Raw genomic sequence first — 26,977 nt, 5'->3', positions numbered from 1 at the left:
CGTGAACGACCTCACCGCACTGGCCGCCGCGTACGGCGTCGAGACCTCCTACACCGACTGGCGGAGGCGACCGGCCGACGTCCCGCCCGACACGATCAGGGCGGTGCTGACCGCGTTGGGCGCGGACGTCGCCTCCCCGGCCGCCATCCGCTCCGAGCTGGAGCGGCTCGACCACGAGCGGCGCACACGGCTGCTGCCGCCGGCGCTGGTCGCCTACCCGGGGGAGAGGCTGGCCGTGCTGCCGGGTGCGGACGTGCGCGTCGAACCGCCGGACGGCGGCGAGGTCCCCCTCGCCCCGTCGGGCGCCGGGTCCTACCGCCTCCCGGCCGACACGCCACTCGGCGAGTGCACCGTTCACGCCTCTCTCGGCGACCGCACGGCGAGCGCTCCGCTGCTGGTCGCCCCGCCGCGGGCGCCCGATCCGGGGACGCGCGCCTGGGGGTTCATGGCACAGCTGTACTCGGCGCGGTCGCGCGGCTCCTGGGGCCTCGGCGACCTGGCCGACCTGCGGAGCCTGGCGCGCTGGAGCGCGGAGGACCTCGGTGCCGGGTTCGTGCTGGTCAACCCGTTGCACGCCGGCGAGCCCGCCGCGCCGATCCGGCCCTCGCCGTACCTGCCGATGAGCCGCCGCTACACCAGTCCTCTCTACCTGCGCCCCGAGGACGTGCCCGAGTACGCCGCGGCAGGCCCGGACCTGCGGCGGCGCGTCGACGAGCTCGCGGCTCCCGCGCGGGCCCGCGACCACACGGCCGGCGCCCTCGACCGCGACGCGGTCTGGGCGGCCAAGGGCGCCGCGCTGGAGCGGCTGTACACGCTGCCGCGCTCGCCCGGCCGCGAGGCCGCCTACGCCGCCTACCGCGGGCGGGAGGGCGAGGCGCTGACGGCCTTCGCGACCTGGTGCGCGCTGGCCGAGATCCACGGCGCCGACTGGCGCTCGTGGCCCTCCGCGCTGCGCGATCCGGCCTCGGCCGCGGTCGCCGCCGAGCGCGACCGGCTCGCGGACCGCGTGGGCTTCCACTCGTGGCTGCAGTGGCTCCTGGACGAGCAGCTCGCCTCGGTACAGTCGGCCGCCCGCGCCGCGGGGATGCCGATCGGCGTCATCCACGACCTCGCCGTCGGCGTCGACCCCGGCGGCGCGGACACGTGGGCGTACCAGCGGCTGTTCGCCCAGGGCATCACCGTCGGAGCGCCACCGGACGCCTTCAACCAGCGCGGCCAGGGCTGGGGGCAACCGCCGTGGCATCCCCAGCGGCTCGCCGCCTCCGGCTACGCGCCGTACCGCGCCATGCTCCGCCACGTCCTGCGGCACGCGGGCGGCCTTCGGCTCGACCACGCGATGCAGGTGTTCCGGCTGTGGTGGGTGCCCGACGGCGCGCCGGCCTCCGAGGGCACGTACGTCGCCTACCCGCACGAAGAGATGCTCGGGGCGCTGCTGTACGAGGCGCACCGGGCGGACGCGGTCGTCGTCGGTGAGGACCTCGGCACGGTCGAGGACTACATGCGCGAGGTGTTCGCCGAGCGCGGGGTGTTCGGGACGTCGATGGCCTGGTTCGAGCGCGACCCCGGCGGCGGGCCGCTGCCGCCCGGCAAGTGGCGCGAGCTGTGCCTGGCCACCGTCGGCACCCACGACATGCCGCCCGTCGAGGGCTACCTGAACGGCGACCACATCGCGCTGCGCGAGCGCCTCGGCCTGCTGACGCGCCCGGCCTCGGAGGAGTACGAGGAGCTGGAGGAGGGTCTGCGGGAGTGGCGCGAACTGCTGACCTCCCTCGGCCTGGACCCGGCGGACATGACGACCGCCCTGCACGCCTTCCTCGCCCGCACACCGTCCCGGCTCATCGGCGTCTCCCTGGCCGACGCGGTCGGCGAGCGCCGCACCCAGAACCAGCCGGGCACGACGGATGAGTACCCGAACTGGCGGGTCCCCCTGTCCGACGCCGACGGCCACCCGGTCCTCCTGGACGACCTTCCCTCCGACCGCCGCGTACGCGCCACCACGGAACCGGTACGGCGCCGGGAGCCGTGAGGCCCGGGGAGGTGTCCCCGGGCCTCACGCGCCGGCGTCCTGCCGCTCACCGGCTCGCGGGGCGCGGCGCAGTGCCTCCGACGGCCGGTTACCCGTTCGCGGGGACGTTGCCGTTCGGCGCGCCGCCGGGCGGGCCGCCCTGGCCGCCGCCCGGCGCACCGCTCGGCCGGAGCGACGCGCAGGCCTGGGCGGCCTTCTTCTGCTTCGCCGACATGGTCGGCGTGCCGCTCGGGCGGCCTGACGGCCGTCCCCAGGGCCGGGCCGTCGGCGTGCCGCTGGGGGCCCCGCCCGGCGCGCCGTTGCCGGGGCCGGGCATCGAGACGCCCTGTTTCTGCATGCACTCGCGGTACGCGGCCATCGCGTCCTTCGAGCCGCCGCTCCGCGCGGCGCTCGAACTCTGCCCGGAGGCGCCGTCCGAGCCGCCGCAGGCCGCGCTGAACAGCAGCGCGGCCGTGACCGCCGCCCCGCCGAACAGCCGGACCGCCGCCTGACCATCGATCATTTTCTTCTCCTGATCGGTCGGATTCCGGGTACGTCAGCGGCCGGAGGCCCGGCCCTGGCTGACGGAGGTGGCGGTGACCGTGCCGTCCTCGGCCTGGTCACCGTGCACGACGACGCTCGTTCCGGCCTTGAGGTCCGTGGCCGAACCGCTGCGGAGCACGCTGACGTCGGTGGTGCCGGTCACCGTGACCTTGACGACGTCGCCGTTCGCCGTCCGGACGTAGAGGGTCCGGCCGGAGATCTTCTGCACCGTTCCGGTGGTCACGCCGGCCGTCGGGGAGGCGCCCGGAGCGGCGCTCCCCGCCTGTCCGGTGCCCCGGGTGCCGCCCTGGCGCGGCGGCGTGCCGCCCGTCGCGCCCTGCGCGGTGGGCACGGAGCTCTGGCGCGCGACGTGCCGGTCCACCTGGGCGCCGACGACGAACCCGGCGGCGACCAGCACGCCCGCGCCGAGGACGGTGGTCGGCCCCGGCCGCCTGCGGACGCGTGGCGCCCTGGCCAGCTCCTCGGCCAGGTCGTCGTCGAACGGTGGTTCGGAGAGCTCCTCGCTCTCCCCGGCCGGTGCGTGTCCGGCGGCGCGTCGTGGGCGGGGGCTCATCTTCTCTCTCCTCGCGCTCATTGGTGTCGCAGCGCCTCGATGGGGCGCAGCTTCGCGGCACGGCCGGCGGGATAGCCGCCGAAGAACAGGCCGATCGCCACGGACACGGCCAGGGCCAGGGCGATCGACGAGGGCACCAGCACGGGCTTCACGCCGGCGATGGGGAACAGGCTCGCGACGACCCCGATGGCCACCCCCGACAGGCCGCCGAGCAGGCTGAGCACGGTCGCCTCGGCGACGAACTGGCCGAGGATCGCGCCCCGCGGCGCTCCGATGGCCTTGCGGATGCCGATCTCGCGCGTCCGCTCGGTGACGGTGACCAGCATGATGTTGGTGATGCCGATCCCGCCGACGAGCAGGCTGATCGCGGCGACCGCGCCGAGGAGCACGGTGAAGGTCTTGCTGGAGTCGCTCACCGCCGACTGCAGGCTCGCCTGGCTCTGGATCTGGAAGTCGGCCGTGTTGGACCCGGAGATGCCGTGCCGCTGGTCGAGGATGCCGGTGACCTCGCTCTGCGCCTCGTCGGTGACCTTGGCGCTCCGGGCCTCCACGACGATGTCGCTCAGCCCGCCGAACCCAGTGAGGTTCTCCTGGACGGCGGGCAGCGGGGCGATCGCGACGTCGTCGGCGTCCTGCATGCCCGACGACCCCGACTCCTCCAGGACCCCGACGACGGTGAAGAGCGCGCCGCCGACGTTGATCTGCTTGTTCAGCGGATCGACGGTGCCGAAGAGGTCCTCGGCCACCGTGGTCCCGATCACCACGACCTTGCGGTCGCCCGTCACGTCGTCGTTCGTGAACGCCGTCCCCCGGTCGACGACCTTGTCGGCGGCGGAGAGGTAGGCCGGATAGGTGCCGACGAACTGGCTGATCGCGTGGCTCGTGCCCGCGTACGTCGTCGTCACCGACGAGGAGGTCACGACCGGGGAGGCGCTCTTGACCGCGGGCGCGTTGACCGGGTCGACCAGGGCCTTCGCGTCGTCCACCGTGAGGTCGTGGGCCTGGGTCCGCGGGCCGCCGCTCTGCCCGCCGGCGGCGGCCCCGCCGAACCCGCCGCCCCCGGGTCCGCCCATGCCGCCGCGCCGGCCCGCGGAGGTCGACGGCGTGACGGTCAGGGAGTTGGCGCCGAGCCGGGAGATGCTGTCCTTGATCTGCTGGGAGGAGCCGTTCCCCACCGCGACCAGGACGATCACGGCCGCGACGCCGATGAGGATGCCGAGCATGGTCAGCGCGCTGCGCAGCTTGTTGGACGTCAGGCCGCGCACGGCGAACCGCAGGATCTCCCAGGGGTTCACCGGGCGCCGCCCGCCACCCGGGCCGCGGCGGGCGGCGGCCCGTCCACGGCCGCCTGCCGGCGGTCGTCCATGACGCGCCCGTCGACCAGGCGGATCACGCGCTTGGCCCGTGCGGCGACCTCGTCCTCGTGGGTGATCAATACGATCGTGCGCCCCGACGTGCTGAGCCCGTCCAGGATGTCCAGGACGTCCTCGGTGGACCGCGTGTCCAGGTTGCCGGTCGGCTCGTCGGCCAGGACGAGCGCCGGAGCGGTGACCAGCGCCCGGGCCACGGCGACCCGCTGCTGCTGACCACCGGACAGCTCGTTCGGCTCGTGCCCCATCCGGTCGCCGAGGCCGACCTGGCGCAGCGCGGCCTCGGCCCGCCGCCGGCGCCGCGACGGCCGTACGCCGCCGTACGCCAGGGGCAGCTCGACGTTCGCCAGCGCCGACATCCGGGGGATCAGGTTGAAGGACTGGAAGATGAAACCGATCCTGCGGTTGCGCAGGATCGACAGCCGGCGTTCGTCGAGCGTCCCGACGTCGGTGCCGTCGAGCAGGTAACGGCCGTCGCTGGGCACGTCGAGGCAGCCCAGGATGTTCATGAGCGTCGACTTGCCGGAGCCGGACGCTCCCATGATGGCGACGTAGTCGGACCGCTCGACCCGCAGCGAGACGCCCCGCAGGGCGTGGACGGCCGTGTCGCCCGCGCCGTAGACCTTGGTCACCTCGCGCACGTCCAGGACCGGCGCCGTCACGGCCGCCCTCCGCCGCCGATGCCGCCACCGGGGCCGCCGATGCCACCGCCCCCGCCGCCGGGGAACCCACCGGAGGAGCCACTGCTGCCGCTGCTGCTCGTCGTGGTGATCACGACCTCGTCGCCCTCGTTCAGCCCCGACTTGATCTCCGTGCCCTGGTCGCCGGAGACACCGATCCGCACCTGCCTGGCGACCTGCTTCCCGCCCTGCTGGACGGTCACGGTGCTCTGCCCGCCGGCCGTCTTCACCGCGGCCGCCGGCACGTACAGCACGTTCTCCGCCGAGGCCGTGGTGACTCGCACCGTCGCGGTCTGGCCGAGCCGCAGGGACGACGGCGGGTCGGTCAGCTCGACGGTGGCGCCGTACTGGACCACGTTGTTGCTCGTCGTCGGCGACATGTCGATCTGGGTGACCTCGCCGGTGGCCGTCACGCCGGTGAGCGCGTCGAAGGAGACCGTCGCGGACTGGCCGGTCTTCAGCTTGGTCGCGTCCGACTCGGTGAACTCCCCGGTGACCTCCAGCCGGCCGGGGTCGGCCAGCTCGATGAACCCCGACGAGCTCGAAGCGTCACTGCCGGAGGACGCGGACGAGCCCGACGCGCCGGTGGAGCCCTGCCCGGACGAGGAGGAGGCGGAGGACCCGGACGAGGAGGAGCCCGAGCCGCTGGAGGAGCCGCTGGAGGAGCCGCCGACGGTGCCGTTGACCGCGACGATCGTCCCGCTGAACGGCGCGACGATCCTGGTGCCCTCGAGCGCCCGTACGGCCTGCTCGTAGGAGTTCTTCGCCGAGACGTACTGGGAGTAGCCCGAGGCGCTGGAGGTGTCGCCGGACGCGGCGGCGGCCAGGCTCGCCTTGGCCGACGTGACGTTCTCCTCGGCCGCGGTCCGGTCGAGCCGGGCCAGCACCTTGCCCTTCTTGACCTTGTCGCCGGCCGCCACGTAGATCTTGGTGACGGTGCCGGACGTACCGAAGGTGAGCGACCGCGTACGGGAGCTGGCGACCGAGCCGGAGGCGGACACCGATGACACGACGTTGCCGCGCGCGACCCGCGCGGTGCGGGTGGAGGGCGCGCCGGCCGCGTCGTCCCCACCGGTGAGCGAGAGATATCCGACGCCGATCCCGACGGCCAGCAGTACGGCGAGCGCACCGTTGAGCAGGAGAACGCGGCGTCTCAGCAGACGTTTCACCCGGCCTAATCTGGAGACGTTCGATGGGACCAGGCTGATGTGACCATGAGAAATAGATGAGTGGCGTTTCAAAGGTGTTTCTCATGTGCCGCTCATGTCATTTTCATCCCGACGTCGAAAGGGCCGGCACGTTACCGTGCCGGCCCTTTCGCGGGAGAGGTTCAGAGGCCGATGCGCCGCTCGGCCGACGGCCGCGGGGTGTGGACGGTCGAGGCCTCCGCGGCCCCCGTGAGGACGAACGTCCCGCTGCCCGCGATCACCATGGCCGCGATTCCGGTCAACACCCGACGACGGAGCTTCATCGTCACTCTCCTCATTTCCCCGTTGCTGGTTCGACGAGAAAACGGTATTCCCGGTGCATGAGAGCGGCATCGTGATTCGCCTGAGACCTTGTTCAAGGGCGAATGAAAGAGAAATGAGCCGGTGGCTCAGGGCGAGTGCGGGGATCCGGGCGACGTACCGCAGCCCGGCACGACCTGGCCGTGAAGCAGACGGAACGCCTAGCCCTGCAAGATGGCGACCAGGTGGTCGGAGAGGTCGCGCAGCAGCGTGTCGGGGACGATCTCCTGCCCGGCCGCGACGGAGAAGAGCTCCGGCAGGCCCGGCAGGGGATAGTCGGCGACGTCGCCCACCACGCGCCCGCCCAGGGACAGCCGGCCCACCGAGGTGCGGGTGCGCGTCCAGGCGTCGGAGACCTCGTCCGGATTGGGCACGCCGAAGCCGTGGCCGACGGGCGCCGCGTGGCGGAGGCGCACGAGCGCGCCGTCGGCGAACTCCTGAGCCACCCGGCAGCGCTCGGACAGCGCGGACAGCACGTCCGGGTTCAGGCGCGTGACGACGTCGCAGGGCGTGCGGCACGACACCGCGCAGGTGCACAGCGCCGAGGCGACCGTGCTGTGCTGACGGTCGAGGTAGTTGCGCCAGCCCGGCCCCGGCTCGCGGGCGACCCGCAGGGCGCGCTCGGCGGCCGACTGCTGCGGCCGGGTCAGCGAGCAGTCGCGCGGCCGGGTGGCCCCGCCGGGCACGCCGAACCGGCTGCCCGGGCCCGACACCGACTCCGGCAGCAGCGCCGGGTCGCCGGCGTGCCCGAGTACGGGCTGCCAGGCGAGCAGCGGGAGGTATTCGGACGCGATGTGCACGGCGGCCACGAGCGGTGCCATCTCGCGGCGGTGCCAGCGCGCCTCGATCACCTCCAGCAGGAGGCCGTACGCGGGGCGCAGCGTGCGCAGCGCCCCGCGGGAACGTTCCTTCGCCGACTGCGGCATCCGGCTGGCGCGAGCGCGGGCCAGCAGGTGCTCCGGCACGGTGTACTCGTCGACCTCCGGGTCGCCGGTGCGCTCGGGCATGCCGAAGTCCTCGGCGTCCAGGTCGATCAGTCGCTGACCGAACGAGCACAGCAGCCGCACCTCGGCCGCGACGCACGACGGCAGCCTCGCCACCCCGGCCTCGCAGAGCGCGGCCAGGTCGCCGAAGGCGTACCGCCGGGCGAGCGTCGTCAGAACATCGCGGGCGGTTTCCACCCGTTCACTCTGTCACGACGAACCGTGGCACAGCCGCATCAACCCGGTGATCAGCGTGCGGAACGGTCCTTCTCCTGGGCCCGGATCGCGCGGGCGACGCCGTCGCGGCCCTCAACGAGCAGCCGCCGCAGCGCCGGCGGGGGGTTCTGCTCGTCGAGGTAGGCGGTGGTGCGCTCGATCGTGCTCTGCTCGGTCACCAGGAACGGGTAGGCGTGCTCGGCGAACGTGCTGGACATGTCGCTGGACCACTCCGACCAGACCCGCCCGACCTCGGCGAAGTACTTCTCGACGTACGGCTCCACCAGCGAGGTGTCGTCCACGTCGAACATCCCGCCGAGCGTGGCGCGGAAGACGGCGTTGGGCAGGTCGCCGGCGATGATGCGGTCCCAGGCGGCGGCCTTGGCCTCCGCGGTCGGGATCGCCGCCCGGTCGCCCGCCGCGTGGCGCTCGCCCGCGGCGGTCGGGTCGCGCTGGAGCTCCGCGGCGATCTCCGCCTCGCCGGCGGCGCCGCGTACGACGAGCCGGCGCAGCAGCCCCCAGCGCAGGTCGGTGTCGATCACCAGCCCGTCGAGGGTGACCGAGCCGTCGAGCAGCCCGCGGACGTAGTCGAGGTGCTCGGCCGAGGTCGCGACGGCCACGAACGCCTGCGCGTAGGTGAGCTGCCGGTCCGAGCCGGGCTCGGCCTCGAGCATCAGCTCGTGCAGCGCGTCCGCCTGCAGGCCGAAGCCGGTCGCGCGCCACTCCGGGTCGGCGTACTGCCGCGTCGCCGTGCGGGCCTGCCGCAGCAGCGACTGGGCGACGGAGACGTCGGTGACGCCGCGGATGCCGGACAGCACGAGGCGTACGTAGTCGCGCGCGGCCACCTCGGCGTCGCGGCACATGTCCCAGGCGGCGGACCAGCACAGCGCGCGGGGCAGCCCGTCGGTGATCTCGCCGATGCCGTCGATGAGCGTGCGCATCGAGTGGTCGTCGAGCCGGATCTTGGCGTAGGTCAGGTCGTCGTCGTTGACCAGCACGAGGTCGGGGCGGGCCTCACCGACCAGCTCCGGCACGTCGGTGCGGGCGCCGACCACGTCGAGCTCGACGCGCCTGCGCCGCACGATGCCCTCGGGCGTGCGGTCGTACAGGCCCACGGCCACGCGGTGCGAGCGCAGCGTGGGGTGCTCCGCCGGGGCGTCCTGCAGCACGGCGAAGGAGGTGAAGGCGCCGTCGTCGCCGACCTCGTACGCGGGGCGCAGCGTGTTGACGCCGGCCGTCTCCAGCCACTCCTTGGACCAGGATGTCAGGTCGCGGCCGGAGGTCTCCTCGAGCGCGTCGAGCAGGTCCGACAGCGAGGTGTTGCCCCACGCGTGCCGGTCGAAGTAGCTGCGGACGCCGCTGATGAAGTTGTCGCGGCCGACGTAGGCGACGAGCTGCTTGAGCACGCTCGCGCCCTTGGCGTACGTGATGCCGTCGAAGTTGACCTCGACCGCCCGGATGTCGGGGATGTCGGCCGAGATCGGGTGCGTCGACGGGAGCTGGTCCTGCCGGTACGCCCAGGTCTTCCACAGGTTCGCGAACGTGGTCCACGCGCCGGTCCACTGGGTGGCCTCGGCCTCGCACAGCACGCTCATGTAGGTGGCGAACGACTCGTTGAGCCACAGGTCGTCCCACCAGCGCATGGTGACGAGGTCGCCGAACCACATGTGCGCCATCTCGTGCAGGATCGTCTCGGCGCGGCGCTCGTACGCGGCGTCGGTGACCCGGGACCGGAAGACGTAGTCCTCCAGGAAGGTCACGCAGCCGGCGTTCTCCATCGCGCCCGCGTTGAACTCCGGCACGAAGAGCTGGTCGTACTTGTCGAACGGGTACGGCCGGGCGAAGGTCTTGCGGAAGAAGTCGAAGCCCTGCTTGGTGACCTCGAAGATCGCGTCGGCGTCGAAGTACTCGGCGAGGCTGGCCCGGCAGTACGCCCCGAGCGGAATGACCTGGTCGTCCTGGCGGTACTCGTCCCGCACGACGTGGTACGGCCCGGCCACCAGCGCGGTGATGTAGGGCGAGATGCCCGGCGTGGCCGGGAAGTGCCAGCGGCCGCCCTCGGAGCGGTCGGGCGCGTTGTTGGTGATCACCTGCCAGTCCTCCGGCGCGGTGACGCTCAGCTCGAAGCGCGCCTTGAGGTCGGGCTGGTCGAAGCAGGTGTACATCCGGTGCGCGTCGCAGGTCTCGAACTGCGTGTAGAGGTAGACCTTGTGGTCGACCGGGTCGACGAACCGGTGCAGCCCCTCGCCGGTGCGGGAGTAGGCGGCGTCGGCGACGACCCGCAGTTCGTTGGAGGCGGCGAGCCGGGGGAGCGGGATGCGTCCCTTCTCGGCGTCGTAGGAGCCCGGATCGAGGCTCTGCCCGTTGAGCGTGATCTCGCGGACCTTCGCGCCGTGGAGATCGACGAACGTCGAGCCGCCGGGCTCCGCGCAGCCGAACCTGATCGTGGTGTCCGAGACGAACGTCTCCGAACCCGTCGTCAGGTCGAGATCGACGTTGTACGACTCGACGGTGAGCAGCCGGGCGCGGTCACGCGCCTCGTCGCGCGTCAGGTTGCCAGCCAAGTGAACTCCTCGCCTCAAGTGCATGAATGCGACGTCATTGTCCATCCCACCGTACGGCGCCCCCGCGGGCGCACGAAACGGCACGCCGTCACACCATCTAACCCGCCAAGCGGGGATCTTGGTCCAAACTCTCAGCAAACCCTAAGGTTGGAATGCTTCGGCGACCACGCCGGTTGGCCCCCGTACAAGAAGACGTACGAACGTTGTGGAGGTTGCGGTGGCCGATGCCGTACGCACGCCGGTCGACTTCTGGTTCGACCCCAAGTGCCCCTGGGCCTGGATCACCTCGCGGTGGATCATCGAGGCGGAGAAACTCCGCCCGATCGAGGTCCGCTGGCACGTCATGAGCCTGTCGGTGCTGAATGAGGGGCGGGACCTGCCGGAGAACTACCAGAAGATGATGGCCGAGGCGTGGGGGCCGGTCCGCGTCTGCATCGCCGCCCAGGAGAAGTACGGCCCGGAGGTGCTCGGCAAGCTGTACACCGAGCTGGGCACGCGCTTCCACAACCAGAAGCTCTCGCAGAGCCGCGAGGTGATCGAGGACGCCCTGGAGGCGGCGGGCCTCGACCGCGAGCTGGCGGACGCCGCCGACACCGACGCCTACGACACCGCGCTGCGCGCCTCGCACAAGGACGGCATGGACCGGGTCGGCTACGAGGTCGGCACCCCGGTGATCTCGGTGGAGGGCGCGTCGTTCTTCGGCCCCGTCGTGTCGCCGATCCCGCGCGGCGAGGCCGCCGCGAAGCTGTGGGACGGCGTACGCCTCGTCGCCGGCACCGACGGGTTCTTCGAGCTCAAGCGCAGCCGCACCCGCGACCCGATCTTCGACTGACGGACGCGGCGGGCGCCGGAGGCCCCTCCGGCGCCCGCCGGGCCTCCAGACCGCGATCGCACCATTAACTCGTGTGGGTGGTCCCCGTACGTTCACCGGGGAAGGATGAACCCATGCGTGATGTGATCTATGCGGGCGGCTCGTGGGCGGACTCCTCGGCTTCGGACACCATCGACGTCGTCAATCCAGCGACCGAGGAGACGATCGACCGGGTCCCCGCGGGCACGGCCGCCGACGTCGACCGCGCGGTGGCCGAGGCGCGCCGCGCCCTGCCCGCCTGGGAGGCGACCCCGCCCGCCGAGCGTGCCGCCCTCCTGCGGGCGGTCCTCGACGGCATCACCGCCCGCCAGGAGCACCTCGCCACGCTCATCGCCACCGACCTGGGCGCGCCGTACCAGGTCGCGCTGAAGATCCACGTCGGCACGCCGATCGCCGTGCTGAGCGGCATCCTCGGCATCCTCGACGGCTACGACTTCGCCGGCGAGCGCTGCGGCAACTCCCTCATCGTGCGCGAGCCCGTCGGCGTGGTCGGCGCGATCACGCCGTGGAACTACCCGCTGCACCAGGTCGTCGCCAAGGTCGCGCCCGCGCTCGCGGCCGGCTGCACGGTCGTGCTCAAGCCGAGCGAGGTCGCCCCGCTCGCCGCGTACGCCCTGGCCGACATCATCGACGAGGCCGGCCTGCCGCCGGGCGTCTTCAACCTCGTCTCCGGGTACGGCCCGGTCGTCGGCGAGGCGATCGCCGCGCACGAGGGCGTCGACATGGTCTCCTTCACCGGCTCGACCCGCGCGGGCCGGCGGGTGGCCGCGCTGGCCGCCGACTCGGTCAAACGCGTCGCGCTCGAACTCGGCGGCAAGTCGCCGAACCTCATCCTCGCCGACGCCGACCTGCCGCTCGCGGTCAAGGTCGGCGTCGCCAAGGCGTACGTCAACGCCGGCCAGACCTGCAACGCGCTCACCCGCATGCTCGTGCCCGCCTCCCGCTACGACGAGGCCGTGGAGCTCGCCGTGAAGGCGGCCGAGCGTTACACGCCGGGCGACCCGTTCGCCGAGGAGACCCGGCTCGGCCCCCTCGTCTCACGCACCCAGCTCGACCGCGTGCGCGGCTACGTCGACCGCGGGATCGCCGAGGGCGCGCGGCTCGTCACCGGCGGCACCGAGACCACGCTGAGCCGCGGCTACTACATCCTGCCGACCGTCTTCGCCGACGTCACGCCGTCCATGACCATCGCCCGCGAAGAGATCTTCGGGCCGGTCCTGTCCGTCATGGCCTACGACTCCGAGGACGAGGGCGTCCGCATCGCCAACGACACCCCGTACGGCCTGGCCGCCGCGGTCTGGTCGGCGGACCGGGACCGCGCGATCGCGGTCGGACGGCGGCTCAAGGCCGGCCAGGTCGAGATCAACGGCGGCCGGTTCAACCCGCTCGCGCCGTTCGGCGGCTACAAGCAGTCCGGCGTCGGCCGCGAACTGGGCGTGCACGGGCTGGAGGAGTTCTGCGAGATCAAATCGCTCCAGCTTTGACCTGGTCCCGTGCGCGTCGTCCGAAGCGCACCTGACAGACTCTGCGGCATGCACGTCTATCTCGGTTCCGACCACGCGGGCTTCGAGCTGAAGCGGCACCTCGTCGAGTGGCTGACCGCCCAGGGCCACACGGCCTTCGACTGCGGCCCGGAAGAGTACGACGGCGAGGACGACTACCCGCCGTACGTCCTGCTCGCCGCGGCCCGCACGGTCGAGGACCCGGGCGCGCTGGGCATCGTCATCGGCGGCTCGGGCAACGGCGAGGCCATCGCGGCGAACAAGGTCAAGGGCGTACGCGCGGCGCTGGCGTGGAGCGAGGAGACCGCACGCCTGGCGCGCGAGCACAACGACGCGAACGTCATCAGCGTCGGCGCCCGCATGCACACCCTGGAGGAGGCGACCCGGTTCGTCGAGATCTTCCTCACCACGCCGTTCTCGGGCGCCGAACGACACGCCCGGCGCATCGCGATGCTGGCCGCCTACGAACGGACCGGAGAGATCCCCGCGCCCTGAGAGCCCGCTCTGAGCCGGGTCAGTTCGTCTTGGCGGCGCGGCGCTTGGCGAGCCGGCGCTTCTCGGCGCGGCGGAGCCGGGTGGGCTGGGACGTGGGCTCCGGGGGCTCGGCCGCCGGAGCCGCCGCGGGCAGGGGCGCCTCGTCCTGCGGCCGGATGCGCGAGACGTCGCGGGCCCGCATCGCCGCGTCGACCGTGACACGCATCCCCTGACCCATCGCTGCCTCCATCGCCTCGTCCGAGCGCCTGTCCGACGGGGCCCAGCACGGGCGAGACGTTCGGAACAGGTCCTAATGATCTCCCCGGGACGGCTCGGGTGAAACCCCACGGCGCGGCGGACGGGGTGCCGAGACCGGGCGGTTACGGCTCTTCGGCCGGATTCGGCCACTACATTTCGGGCGGTCTTGATTCGGGTAAGGTGTGCCGCCTTCCAGCGAGGACACGGCGATGCTCGGTACAGTGCCCGCATCATGCTTAGCCGCCTCGTGCACCTGCTGCCGCCGAGAGTCCGCGCCTTCCTGCGCCGGATCCCCGTGCTCGTGTGGCTCTACCGGTGGGCGCGGCGGGGGCATCTCACCAGTGACCGAAATGCCCTGATAGGCCTGATCGTCATCACCGCGGCGCTCGCGATCTCCGCGCCCGTGTCGCAGACGTGGTTCTCCCCGAGCGGGGTGGTCCTCACCGTCCTCGCCGGAGGTCTGACCCTGCGCGTACGCGGCCTCGGCGTGCTGCTCGGCGTGGTCGCGGCGGCCCTCGCGTACGACGCCGTCGCCGTCGGCTTCCACAAGGTCGGGCCCGGCGTCATGGCGACGACCGTCGTCACCGCGATCCTGGCCATCGTGCTGGCCCGCAGCCGCCAGCAGATCGGCGTCAAGGGGCTGCGCGGCGAGCAGATGCTGCTCGAACTGCGCGACCGCCTCCGCCGCCACGGCGAGATGCCCGAGCTGCCGAAGGGCTGGGACGCCAAGGTCGTGCTGCTGCAGGCCGGCGGCTCGTCCTTCGGCGGCGACTTCGTCGTGTCGGTGTGCGACGGCAAGAAACTCGAGGTGGCGCTCGTCGACGTGTCCGGAAAGGGAGTCGACGCCGGCACGCGGGCGCTCATGCTGTCGGGAGCGTTCGGCGGCCTGCTCGGCTCGGTCGAGCCCGACCGCTTCCTCCCGGCGTGCAACGACTATCTCCACCGGCAGCGCTGGGACGAGGGGTTCGTCACCGCCGTGCATCTGGTCATCGACCTGACCACGGGCGAGTACACCGTCGAGTCCGCCGGTCACCCGCCGGCGGTGCAGTTCGACGCGGGCAGCGGCACCTGGCGGGTCAGCACCGCCAAGGGCATCGTCCTCGGCGTCGTCCCCCAGATGAGCGCCCTTCCCGAACAGGGCACGCTCCGCCCCGGCGACGCCCTCATGTTCTACACCGACGGGCTGGTCGAGGCGCCCGGCCGCGACCTCGACGCGGGCATCGACCGGCTGGTCGGCGAGGCCGAGCGCCTGGTCCCCCAGGGCTTCCACGAGGGGGCGGAGGAGCTCGTCGCGGAGATGGCGGCCGCGCGCGACGACGACTGCGCGCTGGTGCTGATCTGGCGTAAGTGAGAGCCCGGGCGGATCGGGACCGCGCCACCGCGCGCCCCTGTCCACGCGGGCTCAAGGTGCCGCTCGTGTCGGCGAGCGCGGCGATCACATACCTGGCAGGCTGATCTCATGAGCACTGTCACGTTGCGGCCGATCGATGAGGAGCTCCTGCCGCGGGTACTCGAGGCGGCCGTGGCCGGCGCGGATCCGGCCGAGGCCATGCCCGCCGTTCCGGGCCCGCCCGGGTGGACCCCCGAACGCCGCGCCGCGTTCGGCGACTTCCACCGTACGGTCGCCGGCACCACGTACGCCGTCATGACCGGCGGGGAGGTCATCGGTGCGACACGGCTCACCCCGGCCGAGGCCCCCGGTGCGGCCGAGATCGGCATCTGGCTGACCCGAGAGGCCCGCGGAAAGGGACACGGCGTGGAGGCCCTGCACCTGCTGATCGAGGAGGCCCGCGCGCGGGGAACGACGGCCCTGATCGCCGAGACCGACGCCGCCAACGCCCCCGCCGTCGGCCTCCTGCGCACGCTGGGCGCCAAACTGTGGGAGGACCCGGACACGGGCGCGGTCCACGCCACCCTGCGGGTCGGCGACTCGATCGAACACGGCATCGGCCGCTGACCGGCCATCGACCCACGCGGACGAGCAGGGCCGGCAACAGTAGGCCACGGCCGAGACGCAGGATGGACACCGCCGGACTCTCGGCCCAGCAGATTTCCCATGTCCTGAGACATGCGTTTCCTGTGTCCTGAGCGCTAGGTGTTCTGCCCCGTGAGCTTGGGGACGCGGCCGGCGGGTGGGCGCGCGCGACGGCCGGGTCTGGCACTACGTGGCCGGATTCGGCAATCCGGAGATGCGCCCGCGCGGCCGACCCGCGGCGAGGCGCTCGGCTGTCCGCCCGGCGATACCTGACGGTCAGCCGAGTGCGGAGACGAACCGTTGGGCTTCGTCCTGCGTCAGGCCCGTCTCCGTGCAGACGAGGAGCTGCGCTTCGACGGAACGGCCGTTACGCCGCAGCCGGCGAACGCGGTCGGCGAGGGTTTCGCCGTCGCTCTCCAGATCGTGCCCGAATACCCGCCCGAGCACCCCGGCCGACCCAGCCGGTGGGGCCTTCGGCAAGGCGCCGTGGCTGCTCTTGACGATCGCCAGTACAGCGCACAACACGGGAACCACGACAAGAACGCCCAGAAGGCTGAGCGCGAGCCATGAATCAGGGGGCTGTCCCATGGCCAGACCGTACACTCGCCTTTCCGAGGCGAGAACCGATGCGATGGACGGAGATCGGCGAACACCACGGGCCCGCTCGTGGTACCGGGCCGCTACGCTACGGCGCTCGTGGGGTTCAAGGGTGCTTATGTCGTCTATCGCGGTGACCAGCCGCTAACGAAGTTGGTCGGGCGGGGCTCTGATCTCCTCGGTGCCGGGTCCTGCGAGGGGCCCTGGTATAGCGACTGGCAGGTCTGGCGGGTCTTCGGTTGGCCAGAGGATCTACCCGTAGACCTGTTGCCCGAGCTGAGGAATGCGACGAAGGCGCCGGTCTTGGCCGGCGAGTTCTGGGATGACTCGGCCGTCCATGTCAAAGGTCTGGGGCTGCGGACCCCACCCTGGCAGGTGTGGCTCAAGCTCGATGGCGTGCTCGGCTACATGCTGACACCGCCTGCCCCCTTTGACGAGGACGACAACTTCCTCGGGGAGGATTGGACCGACCCCGAGTACGAGCGGGAGGTCGAGCAGCTGCGCCGGCGGCTGCTGGCGGCCGCACCCGGTGGGCTCGAAGGTGCCCACAAGGCGGTGAACTGGGCGACCGAGGCGGGTTTGCAGACTCTTTCGCCGGCCGAGATCGCCGAAACCATCGACCGTGACGAGGACTTCTCTCAGGACATCTTCGACGAGCTGCTGGCACGCCTCGGAGTAGGCCCGCTGGAATGAGCCGGCTGGGTCGCGGCCTGCCCCAAGCGGGGCCGTTTCGATCCCAATGCCTGCGGCCCTTGGGCCGCACCGGGGCACCGGTCGACCTGGGCCTTTGTTGTGGGAGCGGGCGACGGGAATCGAACCCGCGTAGCCAGTTTGGAAGACTGGGGCTCTACCATTGAGCTACGCCCGCGTGGCCGTCGAGACCCGGCCGGACGACCGGACCCAAGACGTCACCCGCGTAGCGTACCGGTTCCCGGCACCACGGCGCGCACCCCACGGGCATGATCGGCGGCGCCGGTTAATGTGACCCTCCACCGGTACGAGCCGGGCTACACTCAACTCGTTCACGGGCTGTAGCGCAGTTTGGTAGCGCACCGCGTTTGGGTCGCGGGGGCCGCCGGTTCAAATCCGGCCAGCCCGACGAGGCGGCTACCCATGCTCGCCGCTGGGGCGGCTTCGCTCTGGCCCGCGATTTTGCCCGGGGGGACGACCCCCCGGAGCCCCCCGGTGTTCGCTCGCCTTCGGCTTTGCTCACCTCTCGCGGCTCGCGGCTCGCGGCTCGCGGCTTCGCCTCTCGGCTCTCGCCTCTCGCCTCTCGGCTCTCGGTTCTCGGCTCTCGGTTCTCGGCTCTTGGCTCTCCGCTCTGGGCGGGTGGTTAGGGGGTTTCTTTTGGGGGGAGGCGGCGGCCGGAGATTAGTTCTGGGGTTATGGCTAGGTGGGGGGGTTGGTCTTCTTTGGGGTGTAGGTGGGCGTGGCCGATGATCACTACGGACCAGCCGGCGGTGGCTTCGTGGTTGAAGTGGTCGATTTCGAAGGCGACCACGGTGTTCTGGGTGGCGGTGGCCAGTTTCGAGTCGGCTGGGGTCAGGATCATGACCTCGCCGTCGCACATGACGAAGTTGACCGGCTGGACGGCGGGGAGTGCTCGGTCGGTGTAGACGATTCGGCCGATGGGGACGCTCGCGAGCAGTTCACGGCATTCCCGCTCGGTCAGTATCGTCAAGCCTTCCGCGTCGTACACGAGGTGTCTCCCGTGCTCTGTGCACGGTGGGGGTCCGGGTGGAGACGGTCTCTCGGCCGGTCTGGTTCGTACGCTAACGAGGATCAACTCGGTGGCGGCGGTCCGAAGCGCCCCGGTTGCAGGGACCAAGGTCCCCGCGTCTCCGCCGGTCACCCTCACCTCTTCGACCACCGAGGTCACGCGGCTGCGCCGGCCGGACACCACCCCTCGCCGCACGGTCCGCCGGGTGGCGCTCGTAGAGTCGGTGGAGGAGGCCGGAGACGCCCTTTCGCAACACTTGGCGACGCATTGCCGCCCCAACTGTCCGCGCGCGGCCCGGAACACCATAGACTTGGCGCGCGAAGGCGCGGTGACGCACTTTGACGTGCCCGCGTCCCGGCTGAAAACGCAGCCGCCCACGACATCCAACGTGAAATCCGTGCCGCGGCCGGATCAAGGAGACCGCCCAAAGTGAAGACCGATGTGGAGGAGCTGAGCCCGACGCGGGTCAAGCTCACCGTCGAGGTTCCCTTCGACGAGCTGAAGCCCAACCTCGACAAGGCGTACAAGGAGATCTCGCAGCAGGTGCGCCTCAAGGGGTTCCGCCCTGGCAAGGTGCCGGCGCGCCTGATCGACCAGTACGTCGGACGGGGCGCGGTCCTGCAGGAGGCGGTCAACGACGCGCTCCCCGGCCTGTACGGTCGCGCCGTTGAGGAGAGCGAGGTCTTCGCGCTCGGCCAGCCCGACGTGGAGATCACCGAGCTGGAGGACAACCAGCAGTTCGCGTTCACCGCCGAGGTCGACATCCGGCCCAAGTTCGAGGTGCCCGACTACGACGGCCTGGAGATCACGGTCGACTCGGCCGAGGTGACCGACGAGGAGGTCGAGGAGACCCTCTCCAACCTGCGCGAGCGGTTCGCGACGCTGACCAACGCCGACCGGGCGGCGGAGGAGGGCGACTTCGTCTCGATCGACCTCGCCGCGACCGTCGACGGAGAGGACGTCGAGGACGCCCGTACGAGCGGCTACTCCTACGAGGTCGGCAGCCGCAGTTCGGTCGAGGGCCTCGACGACCAGCTCGTCGGCATGAACGCCGGTGACTCCAAGACCTTCACCACCACCCTGGTGGGCGGTGACCACGAGGGCCAGGAGGCCGAGGTCACCGTCACCGTGCACAGCGTGAAGATCAAGGAGCTGCCCGAGCTCGACGACGAGTTCGCCCAGCTCGGCAGCGAGTTCGACACGATCGAGGAGCTGCGCGAGGACGTCCGCAAGCGCCTCGCCGACCAGAAGCTCCACCAGCAGCTCGGCCAGGCGCGTGACAAGGCCCTCGAAGCGCTCATGGAAAAGCTCGAGATCCCGCTCCCGGAGAGCGTGATCGAGAACGAGATCGAGCGCCGCAACGAGCAGCTCGACCAGCAGCTCCAGATGTACGGCATGAGCCGTGACAAGTACCTCGAGGACCAGGAGAAGTCCGCCGAGGAGTACGACCAGGAGCTTAAGGACGGCGCCCGCGACGCGGTCAAGGGCGGCTTCATCCTCGACCAGCTCGCCCTGCAGGAGAAGCTGACCGTCGAGAACGAGGAGCTGACCGACTACGTCGTCCGCAACGCCATGTCGATGGGCGTGCAGCCGGACGTCCTGGCCAAGCACCTGACCGAGAACAACCAGATCCCGGCCGTGGTCTCGGAGGTGCTGCGCTCCAAGGCCCTCAACCTCGTCGTGGAGCACGTCAAGGCCACCGACGACAAGGGTGCCGAGGTCGACATCGCGGCCATGCTGCGGCACGAGGCCGGTGAGGACGAGGAGCACGCCGAGACCACCGCGACCGCCGAGGCCGAGACCGCCGAGGCCGCCGAGACCTCGGAGACCGGAGAGGCCGCCGACGACAAGGCCGACGCCTGACCGTTCCGCGACATGACGGGCCGGCGCATCGCGCGCCGGCCCGTTCGCGTCTTCGGGGCCGGCCCACCTTCCACGCCGACAGCGAACATGCCTCCCTCGCGGCCAAAGCCCTCGCCGCAGCGCGTTAATGTCGCAAGCAACCGACCACGACCACGATTCCGGAGCAGGTGACGCAGTGACCACGCCTCCGACCTTCGAACCGCCGGCGCCCGTGCGGGCGCGCACGGCCGAGGCGCCCCTCCTGCCGTTGGGCGACCAGCTTTACCAGCGTCTGCTGCGCGAGCGGATCGTCTTCCTCGGGCAGCAGGTCGACGACGACATTTCCAACCGCATCTGTTCGGAGCTGCTGCTTCTCGCGGCGGAGGACTCCCGGCGGGACATCTACCTCTACATCAACTCGCCGGGCGGCTCCGTGACCGCCGGTATGGCGATCTACGACATGATGCAGTACGTCCCGAACGACATCGCGACGGTCGGCATGGGCCTGGCCGCGTCGATGGGGCAGTTCCTGCTCTGCGCCGGCACGGCCGGCAAGCGCTACGCCCTGCCGCACGCGCGGATCATGATGCACCAGCCGTCCGGCGGCATCGGGGGCACGGCGTCCGACATCAAGATCCTCGCCGAGCAGATGCTGTACGTGAAGCAGACGCTCGCCGAGCGGATCGCCTTCCACACCGGCCAGTCGCTCGAGCAGATCCAGACCGACTCCGACCGCGACCGCTGGTTCACCGCCGACGAGGCCAAGGACTACGGGTTCATCGACCACGTCGTGCACAACGCCAACCAGGTCACCTCAGAGGGTGCGGTTTCATGAACATCGACCGGAGGGGACTGAACCCGATGAGCGATCAGATCCGGGCCGGTATCCAGCCCGTGGAGAGCCGCTACATCATCCCGTCGTTCGTCGAGCGCACCACGTACGGCGTCAAGGAGATGAACCCGTACAACAAGCTCTTCGAAGAGCGGATCATCTTCCTGGGCGTCCAGATCGACGATGCCTCCGCGAACGACGTGATGGCCCAGTTGTTCACGCTGGAGTCCATCGATCCCGAGCGTGACATCAGCATCTACATCAACTCGCCCGGCGGCTCGTACACCGCCATGACGGCGATCTACGACACGATGCAGTTCGTCCGCTGCGACATCCAGACGGTCTGCATCGGCCAGGCGGCCTCCGCCGCCGCGGTGCTCCTGTCGGCGGGCACGCCGGGCAAGCGCGCCGCGCTGCCGCACTCGCGGATCCTGATCCACCAGCCGGCCACCGAAGGCGGGTACGGCCAGGCCAGCGACATCGAGATCCAGGCCAACGAGATCCTCCGCATCCGCGCGGAGATGGAGACGATCTTGGCGCGGCACAGCGGCCAGGATGTCGAGAAGGTCCGCCGGGACATCGAGCGCGACAGATTCCTGACGGCGGAGGAGGCGAAGTCCTACGGTCTCATCGACGACATCATCGAGAGCCGCAAGAAGCGCGTTTCCGAGGTAGTGTCGTCGTAAGCGGCCCTTGAGTGACCCTCAGGTGTCGGGCATATCGACCAACACCGGAGGGCTCACTCACTGCCCGCCAGGCGGTAACGTCGAGACAACGTCGAGAGCCTCAGCACGCTCCCTCGTCCCGCGGTTCGAGGGTGAGCGGCCCCACGTAAAGGAGACAGGGTGGCACGCATCGGCGACGGTGGTGACTTGCTCAAGTGCTCGTTCTGCGGGAAGAGCCAGAAGCAGGTCAAGAAGCTCATCGCGGGTCCGGGCGTGTATATCTGCGACGAGTGCATCGATCTCTGCAACGAGATCATCGAGGAAGAGCTCTCCGAGTCATCCGACCTCAAGTGGGACAACCTGCCGAAACCGCGCGAGATCTTCGAGTTCCTCGACTCGTACGTGATCGGGCAGGACAAGGCCAAAAAGGCCCTGTCCGTGGCGGTGTACAACCACTACAAGCGGATCCAGTCGGGCAGCGGCGGCAGGGACGAGAGCGTCGAGCTCTCCAAGTCCAACATCCTGCTGCTGGGCCCGACCGGGTCCGGCAAGACGCTCCTCGCACAGACGCTCGCCAAACTGCTCAACGTTCCGTTCGCCATCGCCGACGCGACCGCCCTCACCGAGGCCGGCTACGTCGGTGAGGACGTCGAGAACATCCTGCTGAAGCTGATCCAGGCCGCCGACTACGACGTCAAGAAGGCCGAGACCGGCATCATCTACATCGACGAGGTCGACAAGGTCGCCCGCAAGAGCGAAAACCCCTCGATCACGCGCGATGTGTCCGGTGAGGGCGTCCAGCAGGCGCTGCTGAAGATCCTGGAGGGCACCACCGCGAGCGTGCCGCCGCAGGGCGGCCGCAAGCACCCCCACCAGGAGTTCATCCAGATCGACACCACCAACGTGCTGTTCATCTGCGGCGGCGCGTTCGCCGGCCTGGAGAAGATCGTCGAGCAGCGCGTCGGCAAGCAGGGCATCGGCTTCAACGCGGTTCTGCGCACCAAGGACGACGACGGCGAGGTGGCCGACCTCTTCGCCGACGTCATGCCGGAAGACCTCCTGAAGTTCGGGATGATCCCGGAGTTCGTCGGACGCCTTCCGATCGTCACGAGCGTGCACAACCTCGACCGCGAGGCGCTGATCAGCATCCTCACCGAGCCGCGCAACGCGCTGGTGAAGCAGTACCACCGGCTGTTCGAGCTCGACGGGGTCGACCTGGAGTTCACCGACGACGCCCTCGAGGCGATCGCCGACCAGGCGATCCTGCGCGGCACCGGCGCGCGCGGCCTGCGCGCCATCATGGAAGAGGTGCTGCTGTCGGTGATGTACGAGGTGCCGAGCCGCGCCGACGTCGCCCGTGTGGTGATCACGCGCGAGGCGGTCCACGAGCACGTCAACCCGACGCTGGTTCCCCGCGAGCGCACCAAGCGGGAGCCGCGGGAGAAGTCCGCCTGATCAGGCCTTCTTCTCCATGTCGTCGCGCATCGACAGGAGCAGTCCGGCCGTCTGCGTGGCGTCGCCCTCGTCGGTCGTGATCACTCCGAGCGTGCCCTCGTCGGCCCAGCCGCAGGTCGCCAGCGTCGTCTGACCTGTGCTCAGCTGGTCGAGGCACATCACGGTGCCCTTGAGCCGGCCCGCCGGATAGGGCGTCGGTGTACGGCCACCCGACCCCGCGCTGATCGCCAGACCGCTGATGAACTCCCGCAGCTGCGCCGCCGGATCGGTGAGGTGCCCGGACGCCCCGATGAACAGCACGGTCATGGTCGTCGCCGCGGACCGGTGGTAGACGGCGGTCAGCGGGTTCGGCATGCCGGCCGCCTTCAGCCGTTGCCGCTGCCGGTCGGTGAGCTGCCGAGTGCCGGGGGAGTCGTCGCGCTGGAGGCCGCCCGCCTGCGGCGGAGTGTTCAGCACCCGGGTCGGCGCCGCCATGACCGCCAGCAGCGCGACCGCGGCGGTGACCAGGGCGCCCATGCCGAGGGCCGCGCTGATCCCCGCTCCCACCCACATCGCGCGGGGCGACTCCGGGCGCGCCGCGGCGTACGGGTACGGAGGAGGCGCCGGGGGCGCCGGTGACTCCTCGTCCGCCGACTCGGCCGCCCGCGTACGCCGGATGGCGCCGGCGGCGAATCCGGCGGCCAGGCCCAGCATCGCCAGGCCGACGACGAGGACCGCGATGGCCAGGAGCGCCTTCACGAGAGTCGTCTCCCCCTGTGCCTCATCCCGAGAGTCCGTTCGGACGGTCGCTGCCTGTCACATTGTCCTCCGAAACCACGGCTCACCCCAGTGGCGCGGCCGTCATGGGTCGTGCTGTGAGGACCCTTCCACCGGCGCGTGGCATCGAACCCGGCATTCTGCCGTAGTCATCTCGATGTGCGGGGCGAGACCACGGTTCCCGGCGAACCTCCGTACACTCCGACGCGTGACTTCGCGTGATGCTCTGCCGACTCAGTACACCCCGGCCGACGTCGAGGGACGGCTCTACCAACGCTGGACCGACGGCGGCCTGTTCACGCCCGCCGTCGTACCCGGCGCGCCCGCGTTCTCGATCGTCATCCCGCCGCCGAACGTGACCGGATCCCTCCACGTGGGCCACGCGCTGGACCACTCGATCCAGGACGCGCTCGTACGCCGGCAGCGCATGCGCGGTCTGCAGACCCTCTGGCTGCCCGGCATGGACCATGCGGGCATCGCCACCCAGAACGTCGTGGAGCGCGAGCTCGCCAGGGAGGGCCTGTCCCGCCACGACCTGGGTCGCGACGCCTTCGTCAAGAAGGTCTGGGAGTGGAAGTCCGATTCCGGCGGCAAGATCCTCGGGCAGATGCGCCGCCTCGGCGACAGCGTCGACTGGACCCGCGAACGCTTCACGATGGACGCGGGCCTGTCCAGCGCGGTTCTGACGATCTTCAAGCGCCTGTACGACGACGGCCTGATCTACCGGGCCGAACGCATCATCAACTGGTGCCCGCGCTGCCTGACCGCCCTGTCCGACATCGAGGTCGAGCACTCCGACGACGACGGAGAGCTGGTCTCCATCCGGTACGGCGACGGCGATGACGCGATCGTCGTCGCCACGACCCGCGCCGAGACGATGCTCGGCGACACGGCCGTCGCCGTGCACCCGGACGACGAGCGCTACGCCCATCTCGTCGGCCGCGAGATCGAACTGCCGCTGACCGGCCGGCACATCCCGATCGTGGCGGACCCGCACGTCGATCCGGAGTTCGGCACCGGCGCCGTCAAGGTGACCCCGGCCCACGACCCGAACGACTTCGAGATCGGGCAGCGGCACGGCCTGCCGATGATGACGATCATGGACGAGCGCGGCACGATCACCGCGCACGGGCCGTTCCAGGGGCTCGACCGCCTGGAGGCACGGCCGGCCGTGGTCGCCGCGCTGCGGCAGGAGGGCCGCATCGTCGCCGAGACCCGCCCGTACGTGCACGCCGTGGGCCACTGCTCGCGGTGCAAGACGGTGGTCGAACCCCGCGTCTCACTTCAGTGGTTCGTCCGGGTCGAGCCGCTCGCCCGCGCCGCCGGCGACGCCGTACGCGACGGCCGGGTGAAGATCGTGCCGGCCGAGATGGCTCCGCGGTACTTCGAGTGGGTCGACAACATGCACGACTGGTGCATCAGCCGGCAGCTGTGGTGGGGGCACCGCATCCCGGTCTGGTACGGCCCGGACGGTTCCACGCTGTGCGTCGGTCCGAGGGAGCAGCCGCCGGAGGGCTGGACCCAGGACACCGACGTGCTCGACACGTGGTTCTCCTCGGCGCTGTGGCCGTTCTCCACGCTGGGCTGGCCGGAGGACACGCCGGAGCTGCGCGCCTTCTATCCCACGTCCGTGCTGGTCACCGGGTACGACATCCTGTTCTTCTGGGTCGCCCGGATGATGATGTTCGGCCTGTACGCGATGGACGGCGTCGAGCCGTTCAAGGTCATCGCCCTGCACGGCATGGTGCGCGACCAGTTCGGCAAGAAGATGTCCAAGTCGTTCGGCAACGTCGTCGACCCGCTGGAGTGGATCGACCGGTACGGCGCCGACGCCACGCGCTTCACCCTGCTGCGCGGCGCGAACCCGGGCGGCGACGTCGCGGTCAGCGAGGAGTGGGCGCAGGGCTCGCGCAACTTCTGCAACAAGCTGTGGAACGCCACGCGCTTCGCCCTGATCAACGGAGCGACGATCCGGGAGCTGCCCGCGGACCTGTCGGTCGCGGACCGCTGGATCCTGTCTCGGCTGTCGTCGGTCGTCGCCGAGGTCGACGCCCACTTCGAGAACTTCGAGTTCGCCAAGGCGTGCGAGACGCTCTACCACTTCGCGTGGGACGAGTTCTGCGACTGGTACGTCGAGCTCTCCAAGGTGCCGGGCATGAGCGCCGACGCCCCGGCCGTGCTGGGACGCATCCTCGACGTCCTGCTGCGTCTGCTGCACCCGCTCACGCCGTTCGTCACCGAGGAGCTGTGGACCGCGCTGACGGGCGGCGAGTCGATCGTCACGGCCGTCTGGCCGGCCGCGGACGGCTTCTCGGACCCGGCGGCGGAGGCGGAGATCGCCGGGCTGATGCGCCTGGTGACCGAGGTACGCCGGTTCCGTGCGGACCAGGGCCTGAAGCCGGGCCAGAAGGTCGCGGCGACGATCGAGGGCCTGGACCCCGCGTACGACGACGCGGTGCGCACGCTGCTGCGCCTCACGCCGGCGGGAGATTCGTTCACCCCGACCGCGTCGCTGCCGGTGGAGGGCGTGACCGTACGCCTGGACACGGCGGGGGCGATCGACGTCGCCGCCGAACGCGCCCGGCTGGAGAAGGACCTGGCCGCCGCGCGCAAGGAGATCGCCCAGGCGGAGCGGAAGCTCGGCAACGAGCAGTTCATGGCCAAGGCGCCGGAACAGGTGGTCGGCAAGACCCGCGCCCGGCTGGAACAGGCACGCGTGGACGTGGAGAGCCTGGAGGGGCGGCTCGCGGCCCTGCCCGCGCTCTGAGGCCGTCGTCTGGGAGCGGTCCGCCTGGTACGGGCCGCTCCTGGGCGCCCAGGCCGTACATGCCGCGGGGGCGACAGGTACCCCGGTTTTAACCATGGAGCCGCTCGTCCTGCGACGACGATCCGCTCACGTCGCTCCGCACGACGGTCGTGGAGATCGGGAATACGGAGCACGTTTCGTGGGTTGTCACCTCGGCCGGCTCTGCCAGCATGGCCCCTGGGCGGCGTAGTGGCAGTGCCACGGGGCCGGCGAAGAAAATCCGGCGGCCGGGTTTAGGCCCGGCGGCACCGGGCATGAGTTCAGAGCGCAGGAGTACGACCTGCGTCTACGCATACGCCCGTGTCGGGGAGTTGACCTCGGCGCCCGGGTGTCCTAAGCTTGTCCGAGCCTGCGGGGAGCGGGACGTCGCAAGACGGCCGGTCCCGCGGAAGACACCCCAACGAAGAGCCACGATGGATCTCGTCCGTCGCGGAACCAACTGGATGTGTCGGCCCGGTCGGGTTGCTGATCATCATCAGATGATGCAATCTCCGGGAACCTCCCTACGATCAGACGGGAAGTCTTCGGGCTTCCGGTGTGAGTGTTGGGCGGGCCGAGTTCGTGTCGCTTGTCGGTCAATTCGACAAACGGAGCGGAAACGGTAAGATGGGAAATGTCCCAAGGGAGAGCGAAAGAACTTCCAAGGGAATCCGCTTCCGGTAAAAGGGAGGCGGAGAAAAGGTTAAGATAGAGGAAATGCCCCAGAGGGGATCCCGCAAGGGTCTTCGATGGTGTGTGTCCGTTTCTTGAGAACTCAACAGTGTGTTAAAAGCCAGTGCCT

The 26,977-nt window shown here is 70.7% G+C and carries 24 protein-coding genes and 2 tRNA genes; 13 read left to right on the top strand and 13 right to left on the bottom strand.

Annotation, left to right across the window (positions count from 1 at the left end; translation table 11 throughout):
- Nucleotide 1 precedes the first annotated feature (1 nt).
- Nucleotides 2-2,026: a 4-alpha-glucanotransferase gene (gene malQ / locus ABEA10_RS35270; protein ID WP_345471432.1), complete on the top strand. Its 2,025-nt coding sequence runs from the start codon at nt 2-4 to the stop codon at nt 2,024-2,026.
- 88 nt (nt 2,027-2,114) lie between these two features.
- Here the strand turns inward: malQ and ABEA10_RS35265 are convergent, their stop codons facing one another.
- The 8 genes from ABEA10_RS35265 to pepN form a co-directional block, all read right to left on the bottom strand.
- Nucleotides 2,115-2,528 (bottom strand): hypothetical protein, encoded by a 414-nt coding sequence (locus tag ABEA10_RS35265; RefSeq protein WP_345471430.1) that lies wholly within the window; start codon nt 2,526-2,528, stop codon nt 2,115-2,117.
- A 33-nt stretch (nt 2,529-2,561) separates the two neighbouring features.
- On the bottom strand, nt 2,562-3,122 hold the full coding sequence (locus tag ABEA10_RS35260) for a hypothetical protein (RefSeq protein WP_345471428.1): 561 nt from the start codon (nt 3,120-3,122) through the stop codon (nt 2,562-2,564).
- A gap of 17 nt (nt 3,123-3,139) precedes the next feature.
- Nucleotides 3,140-4,417: an ABC transporter permease gene (locus tag ABEA10_RS35255; RefSeq protein WP_345471426.1), complete on the bottom strand. Its 1,278-nt coding sequence runs from the start codon at nt 4,415-4,417 to the stop codon at nt 3,140-3,142.
- The gene (locus ABEA10_RS35250; RefSeq protein WP_345471424.1) at nt 4,414-5,154 is read right to left on the bottom strand and encodes an ABC transporter ATP-binding protein; all 741 of its coding nucleotides are present in this window, start codon (nt 5,152-5,154) and stop codon (nt 4,414-4,416) included. Before ABEA10_RS35250 ends, ABEA10_RS35255 begins: the two co-directional genes overlap by 4 nt.
- The gene (locus tag ABEA10_RS35245; protein WP_345471422.1) at nt 5,151-6,341 is read right to left on the bottom strand and encodes an efflux RND transporter periplasmic adaptor subunit; all 1,191 of its coding nucleotides are present in this window, start codon (nt 6,339-6,341) and stop codon (nt 5,151-5,153) included. The genes ABEA10_RS35250 and ABEA10_RS35245 overlap by 4 nt, the downstream gene beginning before the upstream one ends.
- Nucleotides 6,342-6,502: 161 nt before the next feature.
- Complete coding sequence (locus tag ABEA10_RS35240; RefSeq protein WP_345471420.1) at nt 6,503-6,643, bottom strand: hypothetical protein; 141 nt, start codon at nt 6,641-6,643, stop codon at nt 6,503-6,505.
- A gap of 198 nt (nt 6,644-6,841) precedes the next feature.
- Nucleotides 6,842-7,861, bottom strand: a complete 1,020-nt coding sequence (locus ABEA10_RS35235) for a hypothetical protein (RefSeq protein ID WP_345471418.1) — start codon at nt 7,859-7,861, stop codon at nt 6,842-6,844.
- A gap of 50 nt (nt 7,862-7,911) precedes the next feature.
- Nucleotides 7,912-10,443 (bottom strand): aminopeptidase N, encoded by a 2,532-nt coding sequence (gene pepN / locus ABEA10_RS35230; protein ID WP_345471416.1) that lies wholly within the window; start codon nt 10,441-10,443, stop codon nt 7,912-7,914.
- Between the two features lie 217 nt (nt 10,444-10,660).
- Between pepN and ABEA10_RS35225 the strand changes: the two genes are divergently transcribed.
- The 3 genes from ABEA10_RS35225 (at nt 10,661) to ABEA10_RS35215 (ending at nt 13,311) form a co-directional block, all read left to right on the top strand.
- The gene (locus ABEA10_RS35225) at nt 10,661-11,275 is read left to right on the top strand and encodes a mycothiol-dependent nitroreductase Rv2466c family protein (protein WP_345471414.1); all 615 of its coding nucleotides are present in this window, start codon (nt 10,661-10,663) and stop codon (nt 11,273-11,275) included.
- A 113-nt stretch (nt 11,276-11,388) separates the two neighbouring features.
- Nucleotides 11,389-12,798: an aldehyde dehydrogenase family protein gene (locus ABEA10_RS35220; RefSeq protein WP_345471412.1), complete on the top strand. Its 1,410-nt coding sequence runs from the start codon at nt 11,389-11,391 to the stop codon at nt 12,796-12,798.
- A gap of 48 nt (nt 12,799-12,846) precedes the next feature.
- Entirely contained in the window at nt 12,847-13,311 is a 465-nt protein-coding gene (locus ABEA10_RS35215) for a ribose-5-phosphate isomerase (protein WP_345471410.1), read from the top strand.
- Between the two features lie 19 nt (nt 13,312-13,330).
- On the opposite strand, the gene ABEA10_RS35210 is transcribed toward ABEA10_RS35215, so the two are convergent.
- The gene (locus ABEA10_RS35210) at nt 13,331-13,528 is read right to left on the bottom strand and encodes a hypothetical protein (RefSeq protein WP_345471408.1); all 198 of its coding nucleotides are present in this window, start codon (nt 13,526-13,528) and stop codon (nt 13,331-13,333) included.
- A 252-nt stretch (nt 13,529-13,780) separates the two neighbouring features.
- Between ABEA10_RS35210 and ABEA10_RS35205 the strand changes: the two genes are divergently transcribed.
- Together ABEA10_RS35205 and ABEA10_RS35200 are read left to right on the top strand one after the other, a co-directional pair.
- Complete coding sequence (locus tag ABEA10_RS35205; protein ID WP_329255609.1) at nt 13,781-14,899, top strand: PP2C family protein-serine/threonine phosphatase; 1,119 nt, start codon at nt 13,781-13,783, stop codon at nt 14,897-14,899.
- Between the two features lie 108 nt (nt 14,900-15,007).
- Nucleotides 15,008-15,505: a GNAT family N-acetyltransferase gene (locus tag ABEA10_RS35200; protein ID WP_345471406.1), complete on the top strand. Its 498-nt coding sequence runs from the start codon at nt 15,008-15,010 to the stop codon at nt 15,503-15,505.
- Nucleotides 15,506-15,799: 294 nt separating this feature from the next.
- Here ABEA10_RS35200 and ABEA10_RS35195 read toward each other — a convergent pair whose 3' ends face one another.
- A complete protein-coding gene (locus tag ABEA10_RS35195; protein WP_345471405.1) occupies nt 15,800-16,111 on the bottom strand; it encodes a hypothetical protein in 312 nt (103 codons plus the stop codon).
- A 108-nt stretch (nt 16,112-16,219) separates the two neighbouring features.
- On the opposite strand from ABEA10_RS35195, the gene ABEA10_RS35190 reads away from it, so the two are divergent.
- Nucleotides 16,220-16,813: a SurA N-terminal domain-containing protein gene (locus ABEA10_RS35190; RefSeq protein ID WP_345471404.1), complete on the top strand. Its 594-nt coding sequence runs from the start codon at nt 16,220-16,222 to the stop codon at nt 16,811-16,813.
- Between the two features lie 104 nt (nt 16,814-16,917).
- Here the strand turns inward: ABEA10_RS35190 and ABEA10_RS35185 are convergent.
- Nucleotides 16,918-16,988 (bottom strand) — tRNA-Gly (locus ABEA10_RS35185).
- 157 nt (nt 16,989-17,145) lie between these two features.
- On the opposite strand from ABEA10_RS35185, the gene ABEA10_RS35180 reads away from it, so the two are divergent.
- Nucleotides 17,146-17,219 (top strand) — tRNA-Pro (locus ABEA10_RS35180).
- Between the two features lie 234 nt (nt 17,220-17,453).
- On the opposite strand, the gene ABEA10_RS35175 is transcribed toward ABEA10_RS35180, so the two are convergent.
- Nucleotides 17,454-17,819 (bottom strand): pyridoxamine 5'-phosphate oxidase family protein, encoded by a 366-nt coding sequence (locus ABEA10_RS35175; protein ID WP_345471402.1) that lies wholly within the window; start codon nt 17,817-17,819, stop codon nt 17,454-17,456.
- A 450-nt stretch (nt 17,820-18,269) separates the two neighbouring features.
- On the opposite strand from ABEA10_RS35175, the gene tig reads away from it, so the two are divergent.
- From tig to clpX, 4 genes are all read left to right on the top strand, one after another.
- Complete coding sequence (tig, locus tag ABEA10_RS35170) at nt 18,270-19,703, top strand: trigger factor (protein ID WP_345471400.1); 1,434 nt, start codon at nt 18,270-18,272, stop codon at nt 19,701-19,703.
- A gap of 175 nt (nt 19,704-19,878) precedes the next feature.
- On the top strand, nt 19,879-20,517 hold the full coding sequence (locus ABEA10_RS35165) for an ATP-dependent Clp protease proteolytic subunit (protein ID WP_329255642.1): 639 nt from the start codon (nt 19,879-19,881) through the stop codon (nt 20,515-20,517).
- Between the two features lie 26 nt (nt 20,518-20,543).
- Complete coding sequence (locus ABEA10_RS35160) at nt 20,544-21,200, top strand: ATP-dependent Clp protease proteolytic subunit (protein WP_345471785.1); 657 nt, start codon at nt 20,544-20,546, stop codon at nt 21,198-21,200.
- 159 nt (nt 21,201-21,359) lie between these two features.
- Nucleotides 21,360-22,634: an ATP-dependent Clp protease ATP-binding subunit ClpX gene (gene clpX, locus ABEA10_RS35155; RefSeq protein ID WP_329255645.1), complete on the top strand. Its 1,275-nt coding sequence runs from the start codon at nt 21,360-21,362 to the stop codon at nt 22,632-22,634.
- Here the strand turns inward: clpX and ABEA10_RS35150 are convergent, their stop codons facing one another.
- Nucleotides 22,635-23,372, bottom strand: coding sequence for a hypothetical protein (locus ABEA10_RS35150; RefSeq protein ID WP_345471397.1), 738 nt, complete (start codon nt 23,370-23,372; stop codon nt 22,635-22,637).
- Between the two features lie 226 nt (nt 23,373-23,598).
- On the opposite strand from ABEA10_RS35150, the gene ABEA10_RS35145 reads away from it, so the two are divergent.
- Nucleotides 23,599-26,157 carry a valine--tRNA ligase gene (locus ABEA10_RS35145; RefSeq protein ID WP_425551006.1) on the top strand — a complete coding sequence of 853 codons (2,559 nt, stop codon included), beginning with the start codon at nt 23,599-23,601 and terminating at the stop codon, nt 26,155-26,157.
- Nucleotides 26,158-26,977 lie beyond the last annotated feature (820 nt).

The sequence above is a fragment of the Actinoallomurus oryzae genome (assembly GCF_039541955.1).
Taxonomy (GTDB): domain Bacteria; phylum Actinomycetota; class Actinomycetes; order Streptosporangiales; family Streptosporangiaceae; genus Actinoallomurus; species Actinoallomurus oryzae.
Note: the sequence above shows the minus strand (reverse complement) of the source record. Positions and strands in the feature narration are given on the sequence as shown.

Coding starts and splice junctions, on each gene's coding strand:
- ABEA10_RS35265 (WP_345471430.1), bottom strand. CDS start 2,528: ATGATCGATGGTCAGGCGGCGGTCCGGCTGTTCGGCGGGGCGGCGGTC.
- ABEA10_RS35260 (WP_345471428.1), bottom strand. CDS start 3,122: ATGAGCCCCCGCCCACGACGCGCCGCCGGACACGCACCGGCCGGGGAG.
- ABEA10_RS35240 (WP_345471420.1), bottom strand. CDS start 6,643: ATGAAGCTCCGTCGTCGGGTGTTGACCGGAATCGCGGCCATGGTGATC.
- ABEA10_RS35220 (WP_345471412.1), top strand. CDS start 11,389: ATGCGTGATGTGATCTATGCGGGCGGCTCGTGGGCGGACTCCTCGGCT.
- ABEA10_RS35215 (WP_345471410.1), top strand. CDS start 12,847: ATGCACGTCTATCTCGGTTCCGACCACGCGGGCTTCGAGCTGAAGCGG.
- ABEA10_RS35210 (WP_345471408.1), bottom strand. CDS start 13,528: ATGGGTCAGGGGATGCGTGTCACGGTCGACGCGGCGATGCGGGCCCGC.
- ABEA10_RS35205 (WP_329255609.1), top strand. CDS start 13,781: ATGCTTAGCCGCCTCGTGCACCTGCTGCCGCCGAGAGTCCGCGCCTTC.
- ABEA10_RS35200 (WP_345471406.1), top strand. CDS start 15,008: ATGAGCACTGTCACGTTGCGGCCGATCGATGAGGAGCTCCTGCCGCGG.
- ABEA10_RS35195 (WP_345471405.1), bottom strand. CDS start 16,111: ATGGGACAGCCCCCTGATTCATGGCTCGCGCTCAGCCTTCTGGGCGTT.
- ABEA10_RS35160 (WP_345471785.1), top strand. CDS start 20,544: ATGAGCGATCAGATCCGGGCCGGTATCCAGCCCGTGGAGAGCCGCTAC.